Source organism: Gilliamella sp. B3482 (genome assembly GCF_026536805.1).
Lineage (GTDB): Bacteria > Pseudomonadota > Gammaproteobacteria > Enterobacterales > Orbaceae > Gilliamella > Gilliamella apicola_E.
In genome coordinates, this window is record NZ_JAFNNL010000004.1 from 25945 (window position 1) to 44782 (window position 18838).

Consider the following 18838-nt stretch of genomic DNA (forward strand, 5'->3'; position numbering starts at 1 on the left):
ACTTCCGGATCATTATTAGTTAGACAGATCAAATTTAACTAAAAAATATAAAAAAGTAAATAAATCATAAATATACTTGACAGGATTGTCGCATATGTTCTATAATTTTCAACAGGCAACATGGCCAACCTATAATTTAAATTCGCCAAATTCAAACTCCCAGCCTATTTTTTTTCATTCCAGTTTATTAATCGACGAAAATCTAAGATCGCGTAGTCGATCGTTGCGCCGATCGTTATTTGGATCATCATTCGGATCATCTCTCAGATCTAAATTACGTCGACAGATCTTTTTACCGCTCGGCTTTTTGTTAATACCTTTTTATTCCAGCCATGCATTAACCGTTAAAACCTCGAATGTAATTCAGGGTAATGCGCCCTATTTAACTTTCGATGGTGGTCGTACTCGTGCGGTTGATGTTAACGGTCTGCTTGGGATTACGCTATCTAACGGAGCTAATTACACGCCTTCTAACAATTCATCATCTACAACCCCAATCGTCTTGCCGGTTGAGGGTCAGAGTTTTGCTGATATAAGTATGTTCGTTCCTACTAATACTAGTTCAGTCGATTTAAGTTCTCTTATCGGTCCGCCTTATAATTATTGGGGAGATGATGATGGTGATAGTGACGTTACTGCTACAGGTTCTTTGAGTTTATCTATCGTTGATAAAAGTGGTCAAACGGTATCACGTAGTACCGTGCCAGAGATTTGTAAGGCACCTTATAGGGTTACGTTATCCAGTACTGACGGTACATTATCTACTCGTTATGGTGTTCCTAATCGTAGTGGTTTCAGTCCCAATAGTGTGACTTATTACGTCAATCCTAAGGCTGTGACTGTGGTTTGTTTTTCCAGACCTAATTTGACTTACGGTACAGGCCAATATGCTGGCCCAGCTTCAATGTGGGACCCTCGTAATGGTTTTACCCCTCAGTCAACAGACCCGTCACTTTACGGTAGAAACTTTCCTACAACTGGTGCTAATGGATTGTACTTTGATTTACTCATTACCGGTAGTAGTCAACCTTTGTCTTGGTCTCCTGTTTCTCAGGGTGGTATCACAGTTACAATGTCTAATTCTACTGCTACAAGCGTACGTGTTACTTTAACGGGTCCTTTCGCTACCACATCCCAGCATAGTTCATCCACTCCTGATCGTATTTCTACTCCTTCTTTGCCTCAGACCTTTGAGTTGGTCGGTCGTGACAATAATGGTACTCCTATCGTCAAATATGGTTTTACTTTGAAGCAGTGGTTCGTGAACCGAGGTTCTAAGTATGACACTTATCCTAATACATTATCTTGGTGTAATAGTCTCGGTTATCGAATGCCTCGCGTAAAGGATTTAACCAACGCAGTTCTTACAGGCTCTCCTGCTATCTCTGGCGCCACCCCTTCTTCGCCGGCTAATTATTATATGCGTCATATAGGTTCTGGGTTTTTCACTGAGTGGGGCGCTCTGCGCAGTTATTCAGGCGTTGGCTTCAACTACGGTTGGTACTGGACTAGTGACCCGAATGGTGGTAGTAACCAGTTTATCGTGAGCACAAGCAGCGGTAGCATAGGTTGGGACTACCACGACTCCTACGGACTTTGCTCCCATCCTTAGTTTTTATTTCTTCGTCCTTAATCCTTAGGGTGGGGGGGATAAAAAATAGTATTAAGTGATTAAAAGTAAGCTACGAGTCAACGTCGTTTAGCCATAAAAAGCGATTTTGCGGCTTAGCGACGCTTCAATTACCCGCCTCGGCGGGTTTATTTTTGAGGTATTTTATCTCAAAAAAAGTTGAGGAGTGGGGTTTTTGAAGGGAAAAGTTGTGTTTTTTCGTTATCAAATGATGTGATTAAGTCGCTAATAAAAAAGGCTACAATTTATTAATTTGTAACCTTTATTGCTTTGTTGAATGATCAACGTATATTTTATTGACCCATACGACGCGTTAACTCGATAACACGTATTTTTGCTAAGGCTTTTGACAGTTCAGCAGATGCTTGAGCAAAAGACATATCATCGCTTGGGTGATTAATGTGTTCTTGTGCTTGTCTTACTGCTTCTTGCGCCCTTGCTTCATCTAAGTCTTCACCACGAATAGCGGTATCAGCTAAGATTGTGACCAAAGTTGGTTGTACTTCTAAAATACCACCTGATAGATAGATAAACTCTTCTTCACCATTGGCTTTTACAATCCCGACCATTCCCGGCTTTATGGTGGTCAGTAACGGAGTGTGACCGGGATAAATTCCGAGTTCACCTTCTCGCCCTGTGACTCTGATTCGCTGAACATCACCTGAAAAAAGGTGAGATTCAGCACTAACAACTTCTAATTGATAGGAAGTTAGTGCCATAATGCTCTCTCCGTTCTATAAATCTCTTAGAGAGATTTTGCTTTCTCAATCGCTTCGTCGATTGAACCAACCATATAAAATGCCTGCTCAGGAATATGGTCATAATCACCGTTCATAATACCTTTAAATGCACTGATGGTGTCTTTTAATGGTACGTATTTACCTGGTGAACCAGTGAACACTTCCGCAACGAAGAATGGTTGAGATAAGAAACGTTGAATCTTACGTGCACGAGCAACAGTTAATTTATCATCTTCCGATAATTCATCCATACCAAGAATTGCAATGATATCTTTTAATTCTTGATAACGTTGAAGAATTGACTGTACGCCACGAGCACAATCATAATGTTCTTGACCAACAACAAGTGGATCTAATTGACGACTTGTTGAGTCAAGTGGGTCAACCGCTGGGTAAATACCTAATGATGCGATTTGACGACTTAATACGATTGTTGCATCCAAGTGAGCAAAGGTTGTTGCCGGCGATGGGTCAGTTAAGTCATCGGCTGGTACGTATACTGCTTGGATTGAGGTAATTGAACCGGTTTTAGTTGAGGTGATACGTTCTTGTAATAACCCCATCTCTTCTGCTAATGTCGGTTGGTAACCTACCGCAGATGGCATACGACCTAATAGTGCAGATACTTCAGTACCGGCTAAGGTATAACGGTAAATATTATCGATAAATAATAGTACGTCTTTACCTTCGTCACGGAATTTTTCCGCCATGGTTAAGCCAGTTAACGCTACGCGTAAACGGTTCCCTGGTGGCTCATTCATCTGACCATAAACTAACGATACTTTATCAAGTACGTTTGATTCTTTCATTTCATGATAGAAGTCGTTACCTTCACGAGTACGTTCACCCACACCAGTAAATACTGAGTAACCTGAGTGCTCGATCGCGATGTTACGAATTAATTCCATCATGTTAACGGTTTTACCCACACCCGCACCACCAAATAGACCAACTTTACCACCTTTTGCAAATGGACAAATTAAGTCGATAACTTTGATACCGGTTTCAAGTAATTCTGTTGAGTTAGCCAACTCTTCGTATGTTGGTGCTGCACGGTGAATCGCCCAACGCTCTTCTTCACCAATAGGACCTGCTTTATCAACAGGATCACCAAGTACGTTCATAATTCGGCCAAGTGTTTTTGTTCCTACAGGAACTTCTATGCCGTGACCTGTATTTACTACTTTAAGTCCACGTCTTAAACCATCAGATGAGCCCATTGCAATACAACATACAACGCCACCACCTAATTGTTGCTGAACTTCCAGAACTAATTTTTCAGTGCCAGTTTCCACTTCTAATGCATCATATACCTTTGGTACTGCATCTTCTGGGAATTCGACATCAACCACCGCACCGATGATCTGGACAATCTTTCCAGTAGCCATTTTTATTCCTCTACGTCTTTTTCTTAACTATAAGCCAATATTTAGCACTAACCTGAAACAGCAGCTGCACCCGATACAATATCAATTAATTCGTTGGTAATCGCACCTTGACGTGCTTTGTTATACACAATTTGTAATTCATTAATTAAATTTGCACCGTTATCGGTTGCTGCTTTCATGGCCACCATTCTTGCTGCTTGTTCACTCGCTAAATTGTCAACCACCGCTTGATAGACTTGTGATTCAATATAACGACGTAAAATCACATCTAATAATGATTTTGCATCTGGCTCATAAATATAATCCCATGATGAAGCTTTTAGCTCTTTATCTTCTGAATGTGGTAATGGTAATAATTGCTGTATTGTCGGCTTTTGGGACATGGTATTAATAAATTTATTGGTTACTATATATAATTTATCAATTTTACCGTTGTCATATGCCTCAAGCATTGTTTTTACCGGACCAATTAAATCAGATAAAGTGGGTTCGTCACCTAAATTAGTTACTTGCGTTAAAATATTCGTTTTTACTGAAGAGAAAAACGATACCCCACGTGAACCAATTAAAGCCACATCTGCTTCAACACCTTTCTCTTGCCATGCTGACATATCAGCGATAACAGTTTTGAAAAGATTGATATTTAATCCACCACATAAACCACGATCGGTTGATATGATAAGATAGCCAACTCGCTTTACATCTCTTTCTTCTAAATAGGGATGTTTGGCGCCTATTTGAGCTAACGCTAAATGTCCAATTACTTCACGAATCATTTCAGCATATGGACGACTAGCAGCCATTCTGTCCTGCGTTTTACGCATTTTAGAGTTGGCTACCATTTCCATCGCTTTGGTGATCTTTTGCGTACTTTGGATACTGGCAATTTTCGTTCTAATCTCTTTTGCATTAGCCATTTGTTACCTCACCCTTACCAAGTTTGAGTTGATTTAAAGCTTTCAAGCAATGCTTTTAACTTACTTTCAATCTCATCGTTGTAATTGCCTGTCTCGTCGATCTGTTTTACAAAATCGGCATATTGACTATGGGCATAAGATAGAAGTGCTGTTTCAAATGATAATACTTTAGCAAGTTCAACATCTTCTAGATAACCACGCTCAGCGGCATAAAGTACAATTGATTGCTCTGCAACAGTCATTGGTGAATATTGCTTTTGTTTGAGTAATTCAGTTACTTTTTCACCGTGGCTTAATTGGTTTCTTGTTGCTTCGTCTAAGTCAGATGCAAATTGTGAGAAAGCGGCTAATTCACGATATTGTGCAAGTGCTGTACGAATACCGCCTGATAATTTTTTCATTATCTTAGTTTGAGCAGCACCACCCACACGAGAAACCGAGATACCTGGGTTTACCGCAGGACGGATACCCGAGTTGAATAAGCTGGTTTCAAGGAAGATCTGACCATCTGTAATCGAAATTACGTTAGTTGGTACGAATGCAGAAACGTCACCCGCTTGAGTTTCGATAATTGGTAACGCAGTTAATGAACCGGTTTTACCTTTTACTTCGCCTTTAGTGAACTCTTCAACATAAGCTTCGTTAACACGAGCTGCACGTTCAAGTAAACGTGAGTGAAGATAGAACACGTCACCAGGGTAAGCTTCACGTCCAGGTGGGCGACGAAGTAGTAATGAAATTTGACGATAAGCAACGGCTTGTTTAGATAAATCATCATAAACAATTAGTGCATCTTGTCCGCGGTCACGGAAGTATTCTCCCATAGCACAACCCGCGTAAGGTGCTAAGTATTGTAATGCTGCTGATTCAGATGCTGATGCAACAACCACAATGGTATTTTTAAGTGCACCGTGCTCTTCAAGTTTACGCACTACGTTAGCAATAGTTGATTGTTTTTGACCGATTGCGACGTAAATACATTTAACACCAGAATCACGTTGATTAATAATGGCGTCGATGGCTAATGCGGTTTTACCGGTTTGACGGTCACCGATGATAAGTTCACGTTGACCACGACCAATTGGAATCATTGAGTCAACCGCTTTATAACCAGTTTGTAACGCTTGGTCAACAGATTGACGATCGATAACGCCTGGCGCAACAACTTCTACAGGTGAGAAGCCGTCATGTTGAATCGAACCTTTACCATCAATTGGTTCACCAAGTGTATTAATAACACGGCCTAATAAACCATCACCTACTGGTACCTGTAAAATACGGCCAGTACATTGTACTTTCATCCCTTCAGATAAGTCTTCGTATGGTCCCATGACCACCGCACCAACAGAATCTCTTTCAAGGTTTAATGCCATTGCATATCGGTTGCCTGGTAATGCAATCATTTCGCCTTGCATGACATCAGTTAATCCGTGGATTCGAAGGATACCATCACTTACTGAGATGATCGTTCCTTCATTGTGAGCATCACTCACAATATTGAACTGAGCTATCCGCTCTTTAATTAGTTCACTTATTTCAGTTGAATTTAGCTGCATTATCAGTCCCCTTAAGACTGTAGAACGTCATTTAGTCGATTTAGACGTCCTCTGATACTACTATCAATAACCATATCGCCCGTACGAATAATAAAACCAGAAATGAGCGATTTATCAATATGACATTTTAGTTTTACTTTTCGTGATAAACGTTTTTCGACAGCGACAGAAATTTTATCAAGTTGTTCACTAGTAAGCTCATTGGCAGAAATTACATCAACGTCTGCTTGTGCTTCTCTTTCTAAACAGTATTGCTCAAACAAGGTTAACACTTCAGGAAGAAGGGATAAGCGTTTGTTTTCAGCCATCACTTTAATAAAATTAGTGCTAAACTCATCAAGCACATCTTTACAGATGTTGATGAGTAAGTTAGCCACTGAATCGGTTTTCATGTCAGATGTTAAAATGCTTTTTATTTGAGCATCTTTGCTCACTTCAGCAGTTAACACTAACATTTTGTGCCATGATTCGATGCTATTTTTTTCAACAGCAAAGTCGAAAGCGGCTTTAGCATAAGGGCGAGCAATCGTAATTAAGTCAGCCATTGCTCTATTCTCCTTATAGTTCAGCTACGAGTTTATCAATGATGTCGCTGTTAGCGGCTTCATTAACAGAACGTTCAATAATTTTTTCTGCACCGGCAATAGCGAGTGTAGCGACTTGTTGTTTAAGCTCTTCACGAGCGCGTTTACGCTCAGCCTCAACTTCAGCAAGTCCTTGAGCAACAATCCTTTCTTTTTCACGAGTAGCTTCTTGTTTAGCTTCTTCTAGAATGGCTGCTTTGCGTTTATTCGCTTGCTCAATAATTGCATTAGCCTCAACCTTAGCCTGTTGCATTATGTCAGATGTATTTGCTTTGGCTAATTCCAAATCTTTTTTTGCTGTTTCTGCTGAAGCTAATCCTTCCGCTATCTCTTTTTGGCGTTTTTCAATCGCTCGGATAACCGGAGGCCAAACAAACTTCATACAGAACCAAACAAACAATACAAATGTAATTGCTTGGCCGAGGAGAGTTGCGTTCATATTCATGAGACAATTCCTCTTAAATTATTATTAACCAGCAACAGCAAAAATAACATATAGCGCAATACCCACACAAATCATAGGAATCGCATCAACTAAGCCCATAACGATAAAGAATTGTGTACGTAACATAGGCATTAATTCTGGTTGACGAGCAGCTCCTTCTAAGAATTTACCACCTAATAGACCGATACCAACTGCACCACCGATTGCAGCTAATCCCATCATTATGCCAGCGGCTACAAATAACATACTCATACTATCCATTATATACTCCAGTTTATTATCTAAAAAAAGTTAAAATTAATGATCTTCTGTTGTTGAGGCCATCGCTAAATAGACGATAGTCAACACCATAAAAATAAATGCTTGTAAGGTGATTATCAAAATATGGAAGATAGCCCATGGTAGTGATAATACCCATTGTGACCACCAAGGTAATAATGCTGCTATTAAGATGAAGATAAGTTCACCAGCATACATGTTACCGAAGAGTCGTAATCCTAATGAAACAGGTTTAGCCAATAAGCTAACAAGTTCAAGGACTAAATTGATTGGTGCAAATGCCCAATGATTAAATGGATGCAAGGTGTATTCTTTAATAAACCCTGAAATCCCTTTATATTTGATTGAATAAATGATGATAAGTGCAAAGACACCGAGTGACATTGACATTGTGATACTCACGTCAGCTGTCGGTACGACTCTTAAATGAGATAGACCTAAATATTGTCCCGCATAAGGTAGGAAATCAACAGGAATTAGATCCATTAAGTTCATCAAAAATACCCAGATAAACACAGTAAGTGCTAAAGGGGCAATGAGTTTATTTTGACCTGTGAACATGTCTTTGACAGTATTATTTACAAATTCAAAGATCATCTCTACCGCACATTGAAGTTTACCTGGTACGCCACTCGTCGCTTTCCTTGCTACACGATGGAAAATCCATAAGAAAAGCACACCAAGTACAATTGAGAAGAACAAGGAATCAAGATTAAAGGTCCAAAAACCAGAACCAACTTGTAAGTTCTCCAGATGGTGTTTTATATAAGCTTGCGGTGAAGCTGGAGAGGAAACTGCCATATAACCCTCTTACCTATTTTAAAAATGAAAACTACAGTTTGCTTTTCCTTAAAAGGTATAAACAATCACTGCAATAACCGAAGCTATTATTTTAAACCTAATTCCCTATAATAAGTCAACAACTGATTAAAAAAATAAAGAATTTAGACACTTTTTACTAATTTTGTGTAAAGAATAACAGCTTTACCGCTCACTTTATTAGAAATATTGTTCATCAATAGCTTAATTAATGATGAAAAAACAGGCTAATTTGATGCTTTAACTGCATTGGCAATTTGTTCCGCTAATTTTTGCACTTGAGAGTGATTACTACCTTCTACCATTACGCGGATAAGCGGTTCGGTGCCGGATTTGCGTATCAATACCCGACCTTCATTGCCAAGTTGCGTTTCTGCCTGTTCAATTGCAGATTTGACCGCAGCATTGGCTAATGGGTTTCCTGTATAACGAACGTTAATTAATATTTGTGGTAGCATGGTCATGCCTTGACATAATTCAGCGAGTGACATGTTATTTCTTATCATTGCAGCCAGAACTTGTAAGCCTGCAACAATACCATCGCCTGTTGTGGTTTTATCAAGTAAAAGGACATGGCCTGAATTTTCAGCACCTAATCGCCAATTTTTTTCAACCAGCATTTCAAGCACATAACGGTCCCCCACTTTTGCTCGTACAAATGGGATGCCAAGATTTTTAAGGGCGATTTCAAGTCCCATGTTGCTCATCAATGTCCCGACAACGCCACCTTTAAGTTGACCTTGCCTTAAGGCTTCACGAGCAATAATGTAAATAATTAAATCACCATCAATTCTATTGCCTTTATGATCGACCATAATGATGCGGTCACCATCACCATCAAGAGCAAAGCCCAAGTCAGCTTTTTCTTCAAGGACAGTTTTAGTTAATGCTTTTACATCAGTAGCACCACAGTTTTCATTAATATTGACTCCATCCGGTTCGCAACCAATTTTTATTACTTTAGCACCAAGTTCTCGAAGTACTTTTGGGGCAATGTGGTAAGTGGCTCCATTGGCACAATCCACAACAACTTTTAGTCCTGATAGACTTAAGTCGTGATCAAAGGTGCTTTTACAAAATTCGATATATCGGCCAGCTGCATCGGTTATTCGGCTTGCTCGGCCAAGTTGTTTTGATTCAACACAGTCGATCTGTTTTTCAAGCTCGGCTTCGATTTCTAATTCAATGGCGTCATCGAGTTTTCGCCCTTCAGTTGAGAAAAATTTAATACCGTTATCATAAAATGGGTTATGAGAGGCCGATATGACTACACCCGCATCAGCCCGAAATGTGCGAGTTAGATAAGCAATGGCAGGTGTTGGCATTGGTCCAGTAAAAGCAGCAGCGACGCCCGCGGAGGCAAATCCTGCTTCTAAAGCCGATTCAAGCATATAACCTGAAATACGAGTATCTTTACCGATGAGGACTTTTTTAACACCATCTTTAGCCAGTACTCGTCCTGCTGCCCAGCCTAACTTGAGGGCGAAATCAGGCGTGATAGGATATTCTCCAACTTTTCCACGAATACCATCTGTCCCAAAATATTTCCGATTAGACATGTTATTTCCTCATACTAAAGTTTTTTATTTGACCAATTGCCTTTCTTATAAGTCGTTTTTTATCCTATAAAAGGAAGCGAAGTAAAATTATTCTCGATTGTCATTAGCAAATTTTAATAATACTTGGCTCTCTTTTATAAAACGTTCAGCATAACTGCCAAACCATTTAGTTACTTCATTAAAATTTTCAATGAATTTAGCTTTATTTCGTTGTTCAATTAATTTAACCATTTGTCCAAAACATTCATAATAGCGTTTGATTAATTCAATATTTTCATCTGACGCCATGATGATATCGGCATAAAGAACGGGATCTTGAGCAAATAAGCGACCAACCATCATTAACTCCAAGCGATAAATAGGTGATGATAAGGTAATTAATTGTTCTAAATCAGCGTGTTCTCGTTGTAAATTTACACCATATGAGAACGAAGTAAAATGGCGTAATGCTTGAATAAACGACATACATTTGTCATGCTCTTTGGCATCAATCGCGCACAAATTGGCTCCCCAAATTCGCATCTGTTCAATTAACCATTGATATTGCTCAGGATATCGACCTTGGCAGTAGACAATGACTTGTTTGGCTAAATTTGGCACGTCAGGACCAAACATTGGATGCAATCCAACCACAGGCCCCGCGTGTTTGGCTAGCATGGCTTGTAAAGGTTTGACTTTGATTGATGTAAAATCGGTTAAAATGCAATCTTTAGGTAACGGTGGTAATTGTTCAATGATTTCGCATGTTTTGTTGATAGGTACTGTAACAATAACGGCAGCGGCATCAGCGACAACTTCGGCTGCTTGATGCATGGTTTTGGAACCTAAGGTTTTAACTTCATAACCTGATAGGGTAAATAGTTTGGCAAATAGTCTACCCATTTGTCCATTACCGCCAATGATGACAATCGAGCCTTTGCCGTTGTAAACTTTTTTAAAACCTTTGTCGTTTTCACTTATATAGGACTCACGCATTAATCGGCGTAAAATATCTTCAATTAAGGCGGGTGATATGCCTAAGTTTTCAGCTTCTTGTTTACGTTTAGCTAACATATCGGCTTCACGTTTAGGATCATAAATCGGAATTCCATGCTCGCTTTTTACCTCACCAACTTCAGCAACTAATGCTAGTCGTTGACTAATTAAAGCTAAAATTGATTTGTCGACTTCATCAATTTTATGACGTAATGAAAGTAATTCCTTAGACATATTGTTGATCCTTTAATCACTAGTTATAGCTTTCGCTGTAATTGCTTAACAGTATAACGTATTTTTGGTAGCATGGGTCAATTGCAAAATTAAATCAAATACAATAAATTTATGATTAAAGTTTTATCTTTTAATATTAATAGTATTCGTATTAGAATCCATCAATTAGCTGCGATTATTGAAAGACATCAGCCCGATATCATTGGTTTACAAGAGACTAAAGTTCATAATGACCAATTTCCAATCGAGGAACTTAAGCAATTTGGCTACCATTTATATTATCACGGTCAAAAAGGTTATTACGGTGTAGCTTTATTGACTAAGCAAAAACCGTTATCGGTCGAGTGTGGGTTTCCGACCGATGAAGATGGTGCACAATGTCGATTAATGGTAGCTGAGTTTCCGACTAGCAAAGGTAATTTAACCGTCATTAATGGTTATTTTCCGCAAGGTGAAAGTTTGCATAATGAAATTAAATATCCAGCTAAGCGTAAATTTTATCAAGATTTAGTTGAATATATACAGGATCGACAGCTGAATAGCCAATTATCACTCGTTATGGGTGATATGAATATTTGTCCAACTGATTTAGATATTGGGATTAATGAAAATAACCGCAAACGGTGGTTAAGTGCGGGTAAATGCTCTTTTTTACCTGAAGAGCGTGAATGGATAAATAATTTAATGGCAGCAGGTTATACTGATACTTACCGTCATGCCAACCCAGATACACAGAGATTTTCTTGGTTTGATTATCGTTCCAGAGGTTTTAGTGTAAAAACCGGATTACGAATCGATCTTATCTTAGCTAGTGAAAAACTTATGCAGTATTGTGGTGAAACCGGTATTGATTACGATATTCGTGGTATGGAAAAACCTTCCGATCATGCGCCAATTTGGGCCGACTTTGATTTAGATTAAACTTGTTAGGATAATAGTATGCACAATAGTTCGATTTTATCGGTAAAAGATCTTAATCAAATAGTTAAAGATCTGCTTTCTGATGCTATTGGGCAAGTTTGGTTGGTTGGTGAAATTTCCAATTTTTCTCGCCCAGCTTCAGGTCATTGGTATTTCACATTGAAAGATGATATTGCGCAAGTGCGTTGTGCCATGTTTCGTAATAATAATTATCGTACGGGATTTACCCCTCAAAATGGTCAACAAGTTTTAGTTAATGCCTCGGTAACTCTTTATGAAGCACGTGGTGATTATCAATTGGTTATTAATCAATTGCAACCAGCTGGTGCTGGTTTGTTACAACAAAAGTTTGAGCAACTAAAGCAAAAACTGTCAGAAGAAGGATTGTTTGATCCGATTTATAAAAAGTCGTTACCTGATAATATTCGTACGGTTGGAATTATTACTTCGTCAACAGGTGCAGCACTACATGATATTTGTCAGATATTAAACCGGCGCGATCCAAGTCTGAATTTGATTATTTACCCAACGTCGGTACAAGGTACCGAAGCTGCGGCACAAATTGCCAGAATGATTCAAATCGCAAATATTCGCCAAGAATGTGATGTTTTAATTGTTGGGCGAGGAGGGGGATCGCTTGAAGATCTTTGGTCATTTAATGAGGAGCTTTTAGCTAGAGCTATTTTTGCTAGTCAATTACCTATTATTAGTGCTGTTGGTCATGAAGTTGATTTCACCATTGCTGACTTTGTTGCTGATGTGCGCGCAGCTACCCCATCGGCAGCAGCTGAGTTAGTTAGCCGGGATAAGCTAGAGCAGATTAAAAGTTTACAAGTTCAAGAACAATACTTATGTATGGCGATTGATTACTATTTGGTACGTCGACGAGAATTATTAAATAAGCGTTATCAACGATTGCAATCACAACATCCTCAAACTAAATTATCTAAGCAATTAAATCGTTTATTAACCAGTCGTCATGCTTTATTTGAAAATATGCAGCACTATTTATCTAAACAATCCTATCGTCATAATGTGCTGGATAAATATTTGTTACGTGTTTCGCCACAACATAAAGTGCTCTATTATGGTCAAAACCTAGAGAGAAAACAGCAACAACTGATTAATCTGGTTCAAAAAAGGTTAACGGATGCTAAGCATGAATTTGTATTAAAAACATCTCAGCTTAATAGTGTTAGTCCACTTGCTACTTTAGATCGTGGTTATTCTGTAACAACTAACCAGCAACAACAAGTGATAAGAACGGTTGAACAAGTGTCTATTGGTGACTTTATTTTAACCCAGCTTAAGACAGGTAAATTAATCAGCCAAATTGTTGAGATAGATAAAAAAAATAAGTAAAAATGCTCTTTTTTCAATAATGTTTAACTCAACACATTGGATAAAATTGCACCTCAAATAGTATTAAGGATATAATATCTGACATGTTGGAAAATACTAAGAGATTAAAGTGGTTATACATCCTCCAATAGGTATTGATTTAGGTACTACCAATAGTTTAATTTGTGTTTGGCAAAACGGCCAGCCGACACTAATTCCCAATTCAATAGGTGAAGTTGTTACTCCTTCAGCTGTCAGCATTGATGAAGATAATACCATTTTGGTTGGTCATGCGGCTTTATCTCGTTTAACTACTCATCCTAGTCGTAGTGCAGCAGCATTCAAACGTTTTTTAGGTTCAAGTAAAGTTTTTGAGTTGGGTGATAAAAAATTTACCCCAACAGAACTTTCAGCACTAGTTTTAAAATCATTAAAAGCGGATGCTGAAGCTTTCTTGAAACAAGAAATTCGTGATGTCGTGATTTCCGTTCCCGCTTATTTCAATGACGAACAGCGTAAACAAACTCGCTTTGCTGCTGAGCTTGCAGGATTAAACGCAGTCCGTCTAATCAATGAGCCCACCGCTGCTTCAATGGCGTATGGATTACATGAAGAACAATCAGGAAATACGCTGGTTTTTGACTTAGGTGGTGGCACATTTGATGTGACAGTATTGGAATATGCAATGCCTATCATTGAGGTTCATGCATCAGCAGGCGATAACTACTTAGGCGGTGAAGATTTTACCCATGAAATAGTTAAAGCATGTTTGAGTGAATGGGAACTTAAACAAGAAGATATTCCTGTCGATGATTATGCGCGTTTATTGGATTTAGCTGAACAATTAAAATGTAAGCTAAGTGGTGAGCAAATGCATAATTTGACATGGTTTTGGCAAGATAAGCAATGGCAATTTTCATTAAATGAAGTAAGAGCTAAGTCGATTTGGTTGCCATTACTCAATCGATTACGAGCGCCAGTTGAACAAGCATTAAGTGATGCTCGCTTAAAGGCTAATGAACTCGAACATATTGTTTTAGTTGGTGGTTCATCGCAATTAGGTGTGGTTCGTGAGTTAGTGACAAAGTTATTTGGTAAACTGCCTTATCGTCATATCAATCCAACTACTATTGTTGCACAAGGTGCAGCTGTTCAGGCGGCATGTCGTTTGCGAAATGCCGATGTTGAAGAGGTTATTCTAACCGATGTTTGCCCATATACACTTGGTATTGAAATTTCTTCGGGTAATATTAAAGGGTTATTTTCGCCAATTATTGAGCGTAATACGATTGTTCCAACTTCAAAGGTAAAAACGTTTTACACTTCATATCCTCAACAAAAAAGTATTATGCTTTCTGTTTATCAAGGTGAGAATCCAAAGGTTGAAAATAACGTTTTAATTGATGAATTTGAAGTGCCAGTAACTCCTATGGAAAAAATACAAGGTATTGATGTTCGCTTTAGTTATGATTTAAATGGTTTGCTTGAAGTCGACGTGGTACTACTTGAAACAGGGGCATTGCATGGTAAAGTGATTGATCACAGTCCGATTGGATTAACCGATAAACAAAAACAAGAAAGCCATGACCGATTAGCGGCACTTAAAATTCATCCTCGTGATGAAATGTTAAATCGTACTTTATTAGCAAGGTTAGAGCGAGCATGGGCACAATCATTGGGTGATGAACGACTACTCATTGGCTCTTATATCGAAGCTTTTATGGAAGTCTTAAATCAGCAAAATCTTGAAGAGATAGAACAGGTTCGAAGCGAAATTGAATCGAATCTTAACGATCTTAATCGATAATCAGATAGACTTAAAAAATCCCCTTTGGTCATAATTAAATAGCTTTTCAAAGGGGATTGTATACAAACGAGATAGTATACAAAGAAGATAGTATAAGCCGTATCTTTGCTTAGCTATCTAACGGTGGTCCATAGCGATTAGTTTGATTAATTGAGGGTGAGAAAATAGAAAGACGATATTTTCCGCTACTATATGCATCATTTGAACGTCGCCTAATTGCAAAAATAATATTAATTATAATTAATGCAAATAATATATAGTAAATCATATGATGAGATGATTTCACCCCACTTAACTTTATTATCAAAAAACTTAATATCGTGGTGACGCAACATATTTGATTATAAAAACCTTTGCCATTGGTTCGACCATTCCAACGCCATATTTGATGCGATTTATTTTTAGGCAGTGATTTTGCTTCAAGATTTTTTTGATTTTCAATATTTTTTGCTAGAAGCAGTGTAGAGCATAAACGTAATATTAGATCATTATCCGTATCACTTCTAATATTCTCCAATTTATTACTTTTATCATCATTAAAAATCATATTATCTTCAGATAAATTTTCATTAAGGGTTTTCAATTGGTTTAATAATTGATAAATATCACGATTTTCTTTCCTAAATGAGGAGGAGATTGATAGTTTGTTCTCAAATGCTTTAGCTAATTGTTGCAATGCTTCATCATCACCAGCTAATTTTTGTAAGACCTGATGTAACTCCTCTTTTTGATTCAGTTTATTTAAGATTATTGTATGGAGTAGCATTAAATATGCTGGTGAGTGGTTAGCTAATTTAGCTTGCCATAATTGATCTATATTTTGTTTGATATCGGTAAAATTAACATCCTCAGGTATATCAATAAAATATTCAATGGCATTAGGGTAATTACATAACATACTACTTGTTAGCTTGTTATTACAATCGATCAGATTATATAACTCAACTTCATTTTGCCATTCATTAGACTTAAAAGTATTTAATAGTGGTGTGAGTTGATCATCATCAGGCAAATGAAATAACTGATTATTTTTCCTAATGAAATTTGCAGCTTTAAACGGCGAATTACCAATAGTCACGACCAATAGACAATGACGATACCATTGCCAATATGCATCTTTATTATCAGTAATTAACTCGACTGGTAATTTGGGTAAATTATCTCGCCCTCTGAAATGAAAATATATTGGCCAGTCAAACATCTCCATATTGCGATAGCTAATATTTCTATATAAATTTAGTTTAGCTGTGTCTGGAATATCATCGAATCTATCTAGCCATAAACGACCAAATAAAACATATTCACCATTTTCGTCAGGGTCAAACTGAGTTGGAATAATAGTATCATCATAATATAACCAAGCTTTAAATTCTTGGACTGGTGAAAGTTTTGTTAGCCATTCAAGGTGCTGTTTAGCCTGGCGTTGTAGATTTTGTAAGATAAATTGTTCAAATTGATCTTCAAAGTGATCATTTAAGATTGCATGTAATAATGTTTCATTACCGTGTCGTAACATAATTGCATGACGATATAAGCGATAAAAGCTACTGGTTCCATCATCATGTAATAATGTATATAACACTTGGCGATAATTCCAATTAATATCCGTTGCCCATCTAATAACACTAGAAATTTCTTCTGGGTAATCTTCTATTTTTAATTTGAACAATCGTGAGTTTGTAGTTGTAGTGAGTTGGGGTATTGCATATAAATATTTATTATCAGTTTCAGCAGGTAAACAATATGATTGATTAAGTGCAAGGAGCAGTAAAGGTAAATAATTGTGATGGTTTTTGGTACACCACTTAATTAACCAAATAGCAGCTTGCTCTTGATATTGTGGTAAATGATATAACTCTACCCAGAATTGAAAGGCATTTTCTTCATCTTCAAGTAAAGAGTATTGTATTGCTGCAACAACTTTCCATTGATTAGCTTCATCTTGGTTGGAATTAGCGATGCGAGTTAAAGCATATTCTAATAAACTTTTATTTTTCATTTTAGCAAAGCTATGCCAATGAGCTAAATCTTCCATCAATTCCTGGTTATTGGGTAAGTAAATCACAGTATGAATAGAAAAATACTTATTTAATTCCTTATAAGGTTTATCCCAAAAAATCCATTGCGCATTACGCACATAATTGATAGTTTCATTTTGTACTGCTTTATTATTTTTAGGCAGGCAGTTATAGTCAAACAAATCACCCCGTTCAATGTGATCGAAAAAATTCTCGTACATTTCAATCTTATCAGGATAGTGATCCATCACTTGTTGGCGCCAACGTAAATTTTCTGCCAATATTTTTAAGCAAGTAAGTGATATGGTTAATGTATCATAACTGATATCTAACATTTTCCATTTAGCAATATCTAATACAGACATTGGGTAATCAAAAAAGGAGGCAATAAACTTTTGCCATTCATCAACATCATTGCAGCGAGCAGGATCATCGAGTAATGCTTGATAATTATCACAGATCTCTTTGACTTGGCGTTCTTCTTCGGTAATGCTTACTTCCTCTTGCTCTTGATTGGACTGTTCATCTGTTTCTTCTGGTGACTTTGCGTATTGCAACGCCAATTCATAAGCTTCCCGTAAAGCTTTAAAGCCTACTGGATCTGTTTCGGGGTGATATTGAGGAAGTTTTGCTCGATAAGCATTACGAATTTCTGTTATATCAATGGTTTTATCAATACCCAATAATTGCCAAAAATTATTATTCATGACCAAGCATACTCCATTAAAGATTGTGGTTTTTCTATTTCTTCAAGTTCGATATACCAAGGTAAGTGATGATAGGGGGAGTCTTCATTGGAATATAACTTGGACATAGTCCAATTACGCGATGAGCGACATAATTCGCAACGTAGCTGCTCTAAATCTTCTTTATTGGATAATGATTCCCAATATTGATACCCAATAAACCATCCTGAAAAATAACTTTGCCAAGATGAATAATAGTGTTGAGCACGTAGCGCTATTCTATAAAAAATCCATAGTGCTTCATCTTCGGTAATAAACATATTGCTGGTGCCATTGCGTAATAGATAGCCCATTCTTGCATAATCAAAGCTACGTATGCCACCAACACCACACTCGGAATAGGTTTTTTCTACATATTCAATTAAGACTTTATCGTAATCGCAGTGTTTTTCAATATATTTAAGCCAATGAGGAGCGGTTAATCTTGGGTACATAAAATAGTGTTTAGATAAAGCCGGCGCATGACCATCATCAACCATATCAAAAATCATTGATAATAGGCTTTGTCGAGAGTCAATACCCCAGTCTTTTTTCATATCAGTATAATTTCGTTCTGGATAAAAATAAGGTGAGGTATAACTTGCGCCTTCTTCTTTATTTAATGCAACCATTGGTGCAGATAATCCAAATAACCAATCGATACAATCTTGATGCATAGCTTAACTCTGTTAATGTTTATTATTAATCTGTGTAAAAAGATAGCAGATTTTATAGAAAAATAAATGTTTGTTTTAACAAGTAGAGTAATTGCTTTATTGAGATATGTTAATTAAAAATAATTAAATAACTTTTACATTTCAGAATAATAAAATTATTTTGCAAATCATTATCTACAAGGCATAATAAAAAGAATTTATCAGTATTTGAATTTTACTGAGC

General features: G+C 37.4%; 16 protein-coding genes. 4 read left to right on the top strand and 12 right to left on the bottom strand.

Annotated features, from left to right (window positions below; all coding sequences use genetic code 11):
* Positions 1-94: 94 nt before the first annotated feature.
* Complete coding sequence (locus tag J3U18_RS07860) at positions 95-1612, top strand: hypothetical protein (protein ID WP_267353550.1); 1518 nt, start codon at positions 95-97, stop codon at positions 1610-1612.
* A 311-nt stretch (positions 1613-1923) separates the two neighbouring features.
* On the opposite strand, the gene J3U18_RS07865 is transcribed toward J3U18_RS07860, so the two are convergent.
* From J3U18_RS07865 to tyrA, 10 genes are all read right to left on the bottom strand, one after another.
* Positions 1924-2349: a F0F1 ATP synthase subunit epsilon gene (locus J3U18_RS07865; RefSeq protein WP_065734998.1), complete on the bottom strand. Its 426-nt coding sequence runs from the start codon at positions 2347-2349 to the stop codon at positions 1924-1926.
* A gap of 26 nt (positions 2350-2375) precedes the next feature.
* Entirely contained in the window at positions 2376-3758 is a 1383-nt protein-coding gene (gene atpD, locus J3U18_RS07870) for a F0F1 ATP synthase subunit beta (RefSeq protein ID WP_025314341.1), read from the bottom strand.
* A gap of 47 nt (positions 3759-3805) precedes the next feature.
* Positions 3806-4675, bottom strand: coding sequence for a F0F1 ATP synthase subunit gamma (gene atpG, locus J3U18_RS07875; protein ID WP_065563776.1), 870 nt, complete (start codon positions 4673-4675; stop codon positions 3806-3808).
* 14 nt (positions 4676-4689) lie between these two features.
* Positions 4690-6231 carry a F0F1 ATP synthase subunit alpha gene (atpA, locus tag J3U18_RS07880; RefSeq protein ID WP_065563775.1) on the bottom strand — a complete coding sequence of 514 codons (1542 nt, stop codon included), beginning with the start codon at positions 6229-6231 and terminating at the stop codon, positions 4690-4692.
* Between the two features lie 11 nt (positions 6232-6242).
* The gene (gene atpH / locus J3U18_RS07885; protein ID WP_065563774.1) at positions 6243-6776 is read right to left on the bottom strand and encodes a F0F1 ATP synthase subunit delta; all 534 of its coding nucleotides are present in this window, start codon (positions 6774-6776) and stop codon (positions 6243-6245) included.
* Positions 6777-6789: 13 nt separating this feature from the next.
* Positions 6790-7260 (bottom strand): F0F1 ATP synthase subunit B, encoded by a 471-nt coding sequence (gene atpF, locus J3U18_RS07890; protein WP_065563773.1) that lies wholly within the window; start codon positions 7258-7260, stop codon positions 6790-6792.
* 24 nt (positions 7261-7284) lie between these two features.
* Positions 7285-7521, bottom strand: a complete 237-nt coding sequence (gene atpE / locus J3U18_RS07895) for a F0F1 ATP synthase subunit C (RefSeq protein WP_065563772.1) — start codon at positions 7519-7521, stop codon at positions 7285-7287.
* Between the two features lie 36 nt (positions 7522-7557).
* Complete coding sequence (atpB, locus tag J3U18_RS07900; RefSeq protein WP_065734997.1) at positions 7558-8340, bottom strand: F0F1 ATP synthase subunit A; 783 nt, start codon at positions 8338-8340, stop codon at positions 7558-7560.
* Positions 8341-8585: 245 nt separating this feature from the next.
* Positions 8586-9917, bottom strand: coding sequence for a phosphoglucosamine mutase (gene glmM / locus J3U18_RS07905; protein WP_065563770.1), 1332 nt, complete (start codon positions 9915-9917; stop codon positions 8586-8588).
* Between the two features lie 87 nt (positions 9918-10004).
* Positions 10005-11126, bottom strand: a complete 1122-nt coding sequence (tyrA, locus tag J3U18_RS07910) for a bifunctional chorismate mutase/prephenate dehydrogenase (RefSeq protein ID WP_065563769.1) — start codon at positions 11124-11126, stop codon at positions 10005-10007.
* Positions 11127-11240: 114 nt separating this feature from the next.
* Here tyrA and xthA point away from each other — a divergent pair, with 114 nt between their 5' ends.
* The 3 genes from xthA to J3U18_RS07925 all read left to right on the top strand — a co-directional run bounded on the left by xthA (position 11241) and on the right by J3U18_RS07925 (position 15195).
* A complete protein-coding gene (gene xthA / locus J3U18_RS07915; RefSeq protein ID WP_370632635.1) occupies positions 11241-12047 on the top strand; it encodes an exodeoxyribonuclease III in 807 nt (268 codons plus the stop codon).
* Positions 12048-12065: 18 nt separating this feature from the next.
* The gene (gene xseA, locus J3U18_RS07920) at positions 12066-13409 is read left to right on the top strand and encodes an exodeoxyribonuclease VII large subunit (RefSeq protein WP_220225329.1); all 1344 of its coding nucleotides are present in this window, start codon (positions 12066-12068) and stop codon (positions 13407-13409) included.
* A 109-nt stretch (positions 13410-13518) separates the two neighbouring features.
* Positions 13519-15195 carry a molecular chaperone HscC gene (locus J3U18_RS07925; protein WP_267337259.1) on the top strand — a complete coding sequence of 559 codons (1677 nt, stop codon included), beginning with the start codon at positions 13519-13521 and terminating at the stop codon, positions 15193-15195.
* Positions 15196-15304: 109 nt separating this feature from the next.
* Here J3U18_RS07925 and J3U18_RS07930 read toward each other — a convergent pair whose 3' ends face one another.
* Together J3U18_RS07930 and J3U18_RS07935 are read right to left on the bottom strand one after the other, a co-directional pair.
* Entirely contained in the window at positions 15305-17920 is a 2616-nt protein-coding gene (locus J3U18_RS07930; RefSeq protein ID WP_267353553.1) for a J domain-containing protein, read from the bottom strand.
* On the bottom strand, positions 17917-18615 hold the full coding sequence (locus J3U18_RS07935) for a DUF1266 domain-containing protein (RefSeq protein ID WP_267353555.1): 699 nt from the start codon (positions 18613-18615) through the stop codon (positions 17917-17919). The genes J3U18_RS07930 and J3U18_RS07935 overlap by 4 nt, the downstream gene beginning before the upstream one ends.
* Between the last annotated feature and the right edge of the window lie 223 nt (positions 18616-18838).

Coding starts and splice junctions, on each gene's coding strand:
- J3U18_RS07860 (WP_267353550.1), top strand. CDS start 95: ATGTTCTATAATTTTCAACAGGCAACATGGCCAACCTATAATTTAAAT.
- J3U18_RS07865 (WP_065734998.1), bottom strand. CDS start 2,349: ATGGCACTAACTTCCTATCAATTAGAAGTTGTTAGTGCTGAATCTCAC.
- atpD (WP_025314341.1), bottom strand. CDS start 3,758: ATGGCTACTGGAAAGATTGTCCAGATCATCGGTGCGGTGGTTGATGTC.
- atpG (WP_065563776.1), bottom strand. CDS start 4,675: ATGGCTAATGCAAAAGAGATTAGAACGAAAATTGCCAGTATCCAAAGT.
- atpA (WP_065563775.1), bottom strand. CDS start 6,231: ATGCAGCTAAATTCAACTGAAATAAGTGAACTAATTAAAGAGCGGATA.
- atpH (WP_065563774.1), bottom strand. CDS start 6,776: ATGGCTGACTTAATTACGATTGCTCGCCCTTATGCTAAAGCCGCTTTC.
- atpF (WP_065563773.1), bottom strand. CDS start 7,260: ATGAATATGAACGCAACTCTCCTCGGCCAAGCAATTACATTTGTATTG.
- atpE (WP_065563772.1), bottom strand. CDS start 7,521: ATGGATAGTATGAGTATGTTATTTGTAGCCGCTGGCATAATGATGGGA.
- atpB (WP_065734997.1), bottom strand. CDS start 8,340: ATGGCAGTTTCCTCTCCAGCTTCACCGCAAGCTTATATAAAACACCAT.
- glmM (WP_065563770.1), bottom strand. CDS start 9,917: ATGTCTAATCGGAAATATTTTGGGACAGATGGTATTCGTGGAAAAGTT.
- tyrA (WP_065563769.1), bottom strand. CDS start 11,126: ATGTCTAAGGAATTACTTTCATTACGTCATAAAATTGATGAAGTCGAC.
- xseA (WP_220225329.1), top strand. CDS start 12,066: ATGCACAATAGTTCGATTTTATCGGTAAAAGATCTTAATCAAATAGTT.
- J3U18_RS07930 (WP_267353553.1), bottom strand. CDS start 17,920: ATGAATAATAATTTTTGGCAATTATTGGGTATTGATAAAACCATTGAT.
- J3U18_RS07935 (WP_267353555.1), bottom strand. CDS start 18,615: ATGCATCAAGATTGTATCGATTGGTTATTTGGATTATCTGCACCAATG.